The organism is Caballeronia sp. LZ029 (assembly GCF_031451275.1).
GTDB classification, from domain to species: domain Bacteria; phylum Pseudomonadota; class Gammaproteobacteria; order Burkholderiales; family Burkholderiaceae; genus Caballeronia; species Caballeronia jiangsuensis.
Map to the genome: position 1 here is coordinate 1 of NZ_JARUXO010000113.1, position 9,449 is coordinate 9,449.

A 9,449-nucleotide genomic window follows, 5' to 3' on the forward strand; every position below is an offset into this window, starting at 1 on the left:
CCCGGAAAACGCTTGGTTGGAAGACACCGGCCGAAGCCCTGGACGAATACCTGAGGTCTGTTCAATAATCGAGTGTTGCGACGACCGGTTGAATCCGCCTTGGGACCCTTGGTCGGAATGCAAAATCACTCCCTCATGACGTCGCTGCTGGATGGCCATGTCGAGCGCGCGCAACATCAGTTCGGTGTACAAGTGGTTCGACATCGCCCAGCCGACGATGCGCCGGCTGAACACATCAAGCACCACAGCCAGAAAGAGAAAGCCTTCTGTCGTCGGAATGTAGGTGGCATCTGCGACCCACAGTATGTTGGGCCCTTCTGCATTGAAGTGCCGGCGCACGAGGTCCGGCGCACGCCGCGCCCCCGCACGCTGGCGCGTTGTCCGTGGCCAGCGCCGTCGGGTTGCTCCCCGTAGGTCCGCGATGCGCATCAGGCGCGCGACTCGTTTGCGTCCCACGTGCACTCCCTCGCGCGCAAGTTGAGCATGGATGCGCGGCGCCCCATATGTACCTCGTGAACTCGCATGCAACGTACGAATGCGCGTCAGTAGCTGAGCATCGCTACGTGACCGCTTTGATGGCTCCCGCACCAGCCACGCGTAGTAGCCGCTGGTCGAGACTCCCAGCAGCCGGGCCATCGTGGCAATGGGCCAACGGGCCTGATTCGCTCTCATGAATCCGTATCCTTCGAGGATACGGCTCCTGTCTCGCGGGCGAACCAGGCTGCAGCGTGAGAGAGAATGTCGCGCTCCGTCTTCAATTGCCGATTCTCGCGGCGCAAGCGGGTTAGTTCCTGGCGCTCAGCCGTGGTCAACCCGTCCTGACGCACGCCGGCGTCAATATCCGCCTGCGCCACCCAGTTGATTATCGTCTGCGCACTCGGCTCGAACTCTCGCGCAAGCTCCTCGGGTGTTCGCCCCGCCTTCACCAGCTCGACTATGTGAGCCCGGAATTCCGCCGGGTACGGTGCTCGATGCTTGCCCATTTTGACACCCCCTTTTCCAAAGGATAGGTGTCCGTTTTGGCGGGTAATCTCAGAGGGTATTGCGCTCGCGCGCCAGCGCGGAGTGTATCGCGGGCGCAAGCCCGCGTTGTCCGATGCGCAGATCGCCGATCTACGGCGTCGGGTCGAAGCCGGTGAACGCAAGGCGCAGATCGCACGCGATTACGGGATCAGCCGGGAAACGCTGTACCAGTACCTTCGCGCGGAGAGGTGAAGCGTGCCCCGCCGCGAACTGCTTACGCCCGCACAGCGCTTCCAGCTGTTCGCGTTTCCCGATGACGAAAGCGAACTGATCCGTCTCGCCACCCTGTCGAAGGAAGACTTCGCGTTCGTGCGTCAGCACCGCGGCAATCACAACCGCCTCGGCGTCGCGGTGCTCATGATCTACCTGCGCTATCCAGGACGCGTGCTGGGGCCGGGCGAGAAACCCCATGCGCCGATTCTCGGTATCGTGGCGACGCAGCTGCGGGTCGCGCCTGCGGTGTGGGATCTCTATGCGTCGCGCGACGAAACACGTCGGGAACACCTGCAGGAGCTGCTGGCCCGCTCGGGGCTGGCCCAGTTCGACCGGCATCGTTATCGGGAGGTGGCCGCGTTCCTGCTGCCAATCGCGATGCAAACCGCTCAGGGCATTGTCCTCGCGCAGGCTGCCGTCGACGAACTCCGGCGCCAGCGTGTGCTGTTGCCGCCGGTTGCTGCTCTCGAAAAGCTCTGTGCGACTGTCGCCACACGCGCACAACGCGAGGTATACCGGCTGCTCACCGTGCCGCTGAGCACCGGGCAGCGCACGGCGCTCGATCAGTTACTGCAGCCGTTTCCACCTCGCCCGATTAGCAAGCTCGCGTGGCTGCGGCAATCACCGGGCGAGCCGAGCGCGAAAGCCGTCCTGGCGCACATCGCACGCCTGCAGGCCATCCGCTCGCTCGGGCTGCCGGCAGATATCGGCCGGAACGTTCACCAGAATCGGCTGCTGCGCCTCGCGCGTGAAGGCGGACAAACGGCCGTGTACCAGCTCGAGGAGTATGAGACCGAGCGGCGTCACGCCACGCTCGTGGCCATCCTGCTCGACACGGCGGCAACGTTGACCGACGAGATTCTCAACATGCACGACCGCCTGATCGGTTCGTTCTTCACGAAGGCGAAGCACAAATACGAAAAGCGGTTCGCGGCCGAGGGCAAGGCCGTGAACGACAAGGTCCGTATGTATGCAAAAATTGGTGCCGCGCTGATTGCCGCGAAGGAAGCCGGCGATGATCCATTCCGGGCGATCGAGGCAATCGTGCCATGGGAAGCCTTTACGGCCTCCGTGCGAGAGGCCGAGCAGCTCGCGCGTGACGCCGAGTTTGATTCAACCGCGTTGCTGGCCGATCACTACACGCAGTTGCGGCGCTATGCGCCGACCTTCCTTGACACCTTCGATTTCCGTGCCGCGTCCGCCCGGCAGGACCTGATGGATGCGATCGAAGCCCTGCGCGCGATGAATCACGCCGATGCACGCAAGGTACCAGCCGATGCGCCGACGGGCTTCGTCAAGCCGCGCTGGGAACGGTTTGTCTTCAAGGAAGGTGGGATCGACCGGAAATTTTACGAGATGGCCGCGATGAGCGAGTTGAAAAACGCGTTACGCTCCGGCGACGTATCGGTGATCGGCAGCCGTCAGTTTAAGGACTTCGATGAATATCTGATGCCGCGCGCGACGTTCGAACAGCAACATCGTGAAAGCCGGCTCGGGCTGGCTGTCGAAACGTCTGCCACGGCCTATCTGGGGGAGCGCCTCGCTCGCTTGCGGGAAACGCTGGATGAAACTGCCCGGCTCGCAGCGGCAGGGGAATTGCCGGACGTCGAACTGAACGACAAGGGGCTCAAGATCACGCCACTCGACGACGCGACGCCTGCGGCGGCCGACGTGCTCACGCAGCAGGTGTATGACCTGATGCCGCGGGTGAAGATCACGGACCTGCTGCTCGAGGTCGATCAGTGGACGGACTTCACGCGCCACTTCACGCACCTGAAGAACGACGCGGAGCACCCGGACCGGACGCTATTGCTCACGGCGATCCTTGCCGACGCGTTCAACCTCGGGCTGGAGAAGATGGCCGACGCATGTCCTGGCACGAGTGTCGCCAAGCTCTCATGGCTGGTCGCCTGGTACATCCGCGATGAAACCTATCAGAAGGGACTGGCCGAACTGGTCAACTACCAGCATCGTCTGCCCTTCGCGGCGTACTGGGGCGAAGGCACCACCTCGTCATCCGATGGACAGCGCTTCCGCGCGGGCGGTCAAGGCCAGGCCGCCGGCTATCGCAATGCAAAGTACGGCAGCGAGCCGGGCGTGCTGTTCTACACGCACATCTCGGATCAGTACGCGCCGTTTCACACCAAGGTCATCAATTCGCCCGTGCGGGACGCAACCCACGTGCTCGATGGCCTGCTGTATCACGAATCGGAGCTGCGCATCGACGAGCACTACACCGACACGGCGGGCTTGACCGATCACGTGTTCGCGCTGTGCCACTTTCTCGGATTCGAGTTTGCACCGCGCATCGCTGACCTTGCGGACAAGAACCTGTATGTGCCCGGCAAGCCGGGCGACTGGCCGGCATTGTCCTCGCGGATCGGCGGGACAATCAATCGCAGACTGATCGAGCGGGAATTCGCGGACGTGGCCCGGCTCACAGCCTCGATCCAGCAGGGCACGGTGACCGCCTCGCTCATCCTGCGCAAGCTCAGCGCCTATCCGCGGCAGAACAGCCTTGCTGTCGGCTTGCGCGAACTGGGGCGCATCGAGCGCACGCTGTTCACGCTCAAGTGGTTGCAGGACCCGGCACTGCGTCGACGTGTATCCGCCGGCCTGAACAAGGGCGAGGCTCGCAACTCGCTCGCACGAGCGGTATTCTTCTACCGCCTTGGGGAGATCCGGGACCGCTCGTATGAAAATCAGCGCTATCGGGCCAGCGGCCTCAACCTCGTGGTAGCCGCGATTACGCTTTGGAATACGGTGTATCTGGAACGGGCGGTCGCGGCCTTGCGACAGCAACAGAACGTCGACGACAGCCTGCTGACGCACCTTGCGCCGCTCGGGTGGAACCATATCAACCTGACCGGCGATTACGTCTGGCATGCGAATAAGCGCGTCGCGAAGGGGCGATTCAGGCCGTTGCGCGCCGTCAGATCAGTCAATACGACGCCTTAGCGTACGAAAAAATCCGTTTCTTGACGGCACCCCGTATTGAGCTTTCACGCCTGGAGGTCGTTGTCGTCGATCCAGCTCGCTGCGAGTTCGCACGCTACTCGAGCAGCCGCGGAGGCGACATCGCAAATTTTGACTCACTTGGATGCTGCTATTGCTCTCCTCATCGCCAGATTACCCTCACGTGGACGCGAAAACGAGATGCCGGTCTCGACCAGCAGGTTGATCAGATCGTCGCGCGAGTTCAGCGGATCAAACTGATCGAGGTTCACGGCGACCACGCGATCCACATCGGAGAACGCAGCCAGTCCGGCGCGCAGGTTCAATTCTTTGTCCGTCATCGTGTTTTTCCTGTGTTCCTGCGCGCAATTGCACGAGAAAGCGCCGGAAAGTGATTCGTCTTGGCATTGACGCGCGCAGCGCCGACTGCACTGCGGCTCACTGCCCCGTCTTATGCGCGGCGACGCCGGCATAGTAGCGAGCCACCTCTTCGACCACGCGCTGCTTTTCGGCCTGGACATAGAGGGTCGTCGTTTGCAGCGAGGCGTGACCGAGCACCTTCTGCACGACATCCACGGGGACTTCATCCGCGACCGATTGGGTGCCGAAGGTGTGGCGGAACGCATGGGCATTCGACTGCCCGAGCCTCATGCGTTCATCGAGGCTCAACCCATCCATCGTCTCGACCAGTTCGGTGACCATTCGACTAATCAGCCGATTGAGTCCGTCCGCGGTGTAGCCCGCCTCAGTCGCTGGTTGCCCGTCACCGCTTTGCCCCGCCCGATGTCGCCGGCGCGACGCGTCGGTCCACGGGATGACGACGGGGCTCAACAGCGGGCCGCGCTGTTTGTCTTCTCCGGTCGCCCCGTCAAAATCCTGCCCCCGGTCGACCCAATGTGCGCGCAGCGCGTTCAGCGTCGCGGCGCTCACCGGCACCGTGCGTTCGCGCTGACCCTTACCGACGATGGTCAACTCCCAGACCGGTCGTTCAAACGTGCTATACGATGAAGGGCGCAAATCCTCGCGCCGGGCGCTGGCGGCTTCCTCGCGTCGCAGACCGGAATCGCCCATCAACAGAATCACTGCTCGCACGGCCCGCCATTGCGCACCGGCCGTCGCCGCGCCCTCTGCCGCTGAACGCACATCGAGCTCGTCGCGCAGCTTGCGCCACAGCCCAGCCGGCAACGCGCGTTCGATCTTCATCGCGCGTTCCCGTTTGATCACCACCGGATCGTTGACGGCCATCCACGGGTTGCCGGCGAGATACCGCACATCGACCCACCAGGTGAACGCCGTCCGCAGCACCCGCACGGTATAGCGCTGCGACTCGGGCGAAAGCGTCGCAGACAGCGATGCCTGACCATCGGCGGCCGCAGAGGAGTCGGACAAGGCGAACGGTCGCCAGCGCGGCGAGTGCCGCGGGAAGCGCTCACCGACGAAGCGCGGGTCCGGCGCTTTCAGGAAATCCTTGTAGGCCTCGCAGTCATCGACCCTTAGATCGCTCAGCGCGTTGCCGCGCAGCACCACCGCCCACAACAAAAACCGCTCGAGCTCCTTGGTGTACGCGCGTAGCGTTTTCGGCTGATCCCGAAAGCGGTTCAAATAGGCGCGCACCGCATCGAGATCGTGACCCGCCTGGATATAACAGAAGGCCGTCGCGCGGTTTTCGCCCGCGGCACCGGAGAGCGCGTGCGGCACCGATAACCGTTCTAACGGCGCAAGCGTCAGTCGACCTGCCGAGCTTGAGGCGCCGCCCGGGCCGCCGTTGCTTTGGCCGCCGTTCGGACCGCTGCCGCTCAGGCCGCCGCTTGGGCCGCTTACCGTCACCTTGCTCGCCGGGACGACCTCGACGAGTTCGGCTGCGATCAATGGGATGCCGTCCTGCTCCACGGAGTCGACGTCGGCGTCGATCGTTAGTTGCAGTGATGCCTGCTGCCTGCGCAGCCAGCTGACGATGGCGCGCGCCCGGCCCGGGCCGATGCGCGGGATCGAGCGCCACCAGCTGCCGCCGCGCCGGTTGCAGAATGCGACCAGTTCGCTCAGCGTCTGGATGCCCGTGCCTTTCAGCCGCCGCGCCACGCGCGGACGCAGCCAGGCGCCGATCGGATGATCGGCCCGCGGCGGCAGCGCGGCCAGTTGCGCCGCCTCGGTCACCATGCGAAACGTCACGGCCGTCAGCTTAGGCTGGCCGTGCTGTTTGATGGATGCGCGCAAGTGATCGGCAAGCGCCGCGGAGCCGTGCGCGAGCGCCAGCGCCACCAGCGCGTCGAGCATCGTGGTGAGATGCCGCTCCATCGCGCCGGGCGTCGCCGCGTGCGCATCCTCGTCGGGATCGTAGTAGGTGCGCGCGATCACCGCCGGCGGAATGCGCTGCACGTAGGCGCGCAACGCCGTGAAATCCTTGGTCGTGTAGCGCCGCTCAAGCGCGGGTGACTCGGTGAGCTTTTCCGGGGCGCGCGCCGGCTTGGCGGTGAGCTTTTCCGGGGCAGCCTCAGGGGGCGCTTTTTGGGTGGCCCTGGCGGACGCCTTGGGAGAAGCAGGGGGCACCGCGGGTCGGGGGTTAGCCATGAGGACTCTCCCCGCCCGCGCTAGCGGGTCCCTGCTCCGATCCCTGCCTCGGTGCGGCACGCGACGTCGTAAAGCGTTTCAGCAGGGCCCGCGCGTCCGCGAGGAACGCGCCGGGGAACTTGCGACACAGGGCCTCGAACATCGGTCGTGCGTCCTGCTGTTGAGGTTCGTTAATTCCGCTAATGACGCCCACTTATCGCGCTAATGACGCCGCCGCCTAAGCCATTGATTTATTGATAAATTTCCGCTTTCTGAAGCGTTGGGCGGTGTTGTGCAAATGCGACGACCAAAGCGACTACTGCCCATCAATTCGGCTAATGTATCCCCGTTGCCCAACAATTGTACTAATGTAGGTGGCAACCTTCCTCGCGGACAACGTCAATGGCCAAACCAGAGAACGATGCTGAGCGGGAGGCAGCCATCGCCCGCGTGCTTCGCCCGCTGGGGACCGGGCCGCTGCCACTTGAGCAGGCGAAGCAGGCTGCGAAACTGCTTAACCTCCATTGGGCGACTGTCTACCGTCTGCGACGGCGCTTTCTTTCGGATCCGGTAAACAGCTCGATGAGGCCGCGCGAGCGCGGGCCAAAGCGCGGAAAGCGCCAGCTGGGCGGCCGCACTGAGGCGATCGTCGATGACGTCCTCAACGTATGGCTGCCGAAGCAACGCCAGCTTGCCCATCCCCTCTCCGATCTCACGCTTGAAATACGTCGAAGATGTGCGGAGAGCGGCGCGCGACCGCCAAGCCGCAGCACGGTTGCACGGTGGTGGGCGACTCATCGCGAAGCGCAGGCGCTCGAGCGCGTGAACGCCGATGCGCCTCCGGGAAACTTTGTTGTCCGCAATCCGCTCGACGTCGTGCAAGTCGACCATACCCAGGCCGACCTTCTCGTAGTCGATGATCTTTTGCGCCGTTCGCTCGGTCGGCCATGGCTTTCGCTTGCCGTCGACGTTGCGACGCGCTGCGTGGTGGGCTTCTACGTCGGCATGGATCGCCCAGGCGCAGCGACCGTTGCCTTGTTGCTCACACGAGTTGTGCTGCCCAAAGCGGAATGGCTCGAGAAGCTCGGCGTTCAGGCTGAATGGCCAATGCATGGCGTGCCCCGCGTGCTGCACCTGGACAATGCCGCGGAGTTCAAAAGTCGAGCGTTACTTGCGGGATGCGCCGAGTATGGCATCGAGCTCATGTACCGGCCAGTTGGACGCCCGCACTTCGGTGGTCATATCGAGAGACTTAACCGCACTTTGATGGAACGTGTCCACGGTCTACCAGGCAGCACAGGATCCTCGCCGAAAGGCCGAAAAGCGCGCGCACCAGAAAAACAGGCTGCCTTGACTTTGCACGAATTCGAGCAATGGCTCGCGCTTGAAATAGCCCAGCGCTATCATCACAGCGCCCACCGCGGGCTGCTGGGCGCCACGCCCGCAAGCACGTGGACGAGCCTGTCTGCCGCTGCGCCTGCTCCGACGTTGCCGCCAAACCCCGACGCCGCGTTGCGGTTTTTGGTGCGATTTCTCCCGATCGCTCGCCGAACGATACAGGCCGACGGACTAACGCTGTTTTACGTTCGCTACTGGCACCCCATCTTCTCGGCGTGGCGTGAAGACCGTCGCTTGGTGACCATTCGCTACCATCCCGAGGATCTCTCAAGGATATTCGTCAGTTCGACCAGAAAGGAGTTCATCGAAGTCCGATATGCAGACCTGCGCCGCCCGCCGATTTCCCTATGGGAACAACGTGCCGCGGTCAAAGCTTTGCGCGACGAGGGCCAGCGCAGCATCTCTGAGGTCATGATGTTCCGTACGATCGAGCAGCAACGCCGTCTGATCGCCGACGCAAAAAGCATGGCCCGAAAAGTAAAGCGCCACAGCCCACCGGCACGCGAACATTCGACACACGGAATTTTCGAGCAGGGTGCCAGCCCAAGTACCGCGAGTGCCTCGGCGCAGCAACCGGACCCCATCGATTACAGCAAGCCGGTAACGGCCTACGACGTTGAGCAATGGTGATGCGTAGATGAAATCGCCTCCCCTTTCCCATCTACTGCCGGCGACACGGTCACAAGCACAGCTCGACGATGACACACGCATTCAATGCCTGTTACGCGATCGCTGGATTGATTACCCACGCGCCACCCAAGCACTCGAACAGCTTGAACGGTTGTTTGTCACGCCGCGACGCGAACGCATGCCGTGCCTTTTGCTACATGGCGATTCAAACATCGGCAAGACGCAAATCACCGCCAAGTTCCGCCGCCGGCATCCCGATGTTTTCGACGAACGCCGCGGCATGGAAATGCGCCCCATCATCTCGATGCAGATGCCGCCCACTCCTGACCAGCATCGCTTCTACTCCTCGCTTCTGTTTGAACTCGGCGCTCCGCACAACGCCGCTGCCGGGTTAGCCGTACTTGAGCGTCTCGCGAGGGATCTGTTGCGCCGGATGGCGCCCAACATGTTGATCGTCGATGAAGTCCATCCCCTTCTCGCAGGCACATATCGCGAGCAACGCGCGTCGCTCAATCTGCTGAAATTCCTGGCCAACGATCTGCGAGCGACCATGGTGCTCGTCGGCACCCGAGACGCGGTTATCGGTAAGCACCCGGCGAAGGCATCTTGATCGGCAAGACGAGCAGCCCGACGATCATGTCCATGCAAATTTCAAATGGACAGGTGTAAATGATGGACGAAGT

At 63.0% G+C, this 9,449-nt stretch carries 7 protein-coding genes and 1 pseudogene; 4 read left to right on the forward strand and 4 right to left on the reverse strand.

The window, feature by feature from the left end; translation table 11 throughout:
• On the reverse strand, positions 1–672 hold a 672-nt coding region (locus QCE73_RS39000; protein ID WP_404989888.1), incomplete at its 3' end, for an IS3 family transposase.
• A complete protein-coding gene (locus QCE73_RS39005; RefSeq protein WP_309886138.1) occupies positions 669–983 on the reverse strand; it encodes a transposase in 315 nt (104 codons plus the stop codon). The genes QCE73_RS39000 and QCE73_RS39005, both read right to left, overlap by 4 nt.
• A gap of 52 nt (positions 984–1,035) precedes the next feature.
• Here QCE73_RS39005 and QCE73_RS39010 point away from each other — a divergent pair.
• Both QCE73_RS39010 and QCE73_RS39015 read left to right on the forward strand, forming a co-directional pair.
• Positions 1,036–1,215, forward strand: a pseudogene (locus tag QCE73_RS39010) (helix-turn-helix domain-containing protein); the annotation flags it as partial.
• A gap of 3 nt (positions 1,216–1,218) precedes the next feature.
• The gene (locus QCE73_RS39015) at positions 1,219–4,194 is read left to right on the forward strand and encodes a Tn3 family transposase (protein WP_309886140.1); all 2,976 of its coding nucleotides are present in this window, start codon (positions 1,219–1,221) and stop codon (positions 4,192–4,194) included.
• A gap of 134 nt (positions 4,195–4,328) precedes the next feature.
• On the opposite strand, the gene QCE73_RS39020 is transcribed toward QCE73_RS39015, so the two are convergent.
• Together QCE73_RS39020 and QCE73_RS39025 are read right to left on the reverse strand one after the other, a co-directional pair.
• A complete protein-coding gene (locus QCE73_RS39020) occupies positions 4,329–4,532 on the reverse strand; it encodes a hypothetical protein (protein WP_309886142.1) in 204 nt (67 codons plus the stop codon).
• A gap of 97 nt (positions 4,533–4,629) precedes the next feature.
• Positions 4,630–6,759 carry a phage integrase family protein gene (locus QCE73_RS39025; protein ID WP_309886144.1) on the reverse strand — a complete coding sequence of 710 codons (2,130 nt, stop codon included), beginning with the start codon at positions 6,757–6,759 and terminating at the stop codon, positions 4,630–4,632.
• A 381-nt stretch (positions 6,760–7,140) separates the two neighbouring features.
• Between QCE73_RS39025 and QCE73_RS39030 the strand changes: the two genes are divergently transcribed.
• The gene (locus tag QCE73_RS39030) at positions 7,141–8,766 is read left to right on the forward strand and encodes a Mu transposase C-terminal domain-containing protein (RefSeq protein WP_309886146.1); all 1,626 of its coding nucleotides are present in this window, start codon (positions 7,141–7,143) and stop codon (positions 8,764–8,766) included.
• 7 nt (positions 8,767–8,773) lie between these two features.
• Positions 8,774–9,376 carry a TniB family NTP-binding protein gene (locus QCE73_RS39035; RefSeq protein ID WP_309886148.1) on the forward strand — a complete coding sequence of 201 codons (603 nt, stop codon included), beginning with the start codon at positions 8,774–8,776 and terminating at the stop codon, positions 9,374–9,376.
• Positions 9,377–9,449 lie beyond the last annotated feature (73 nt).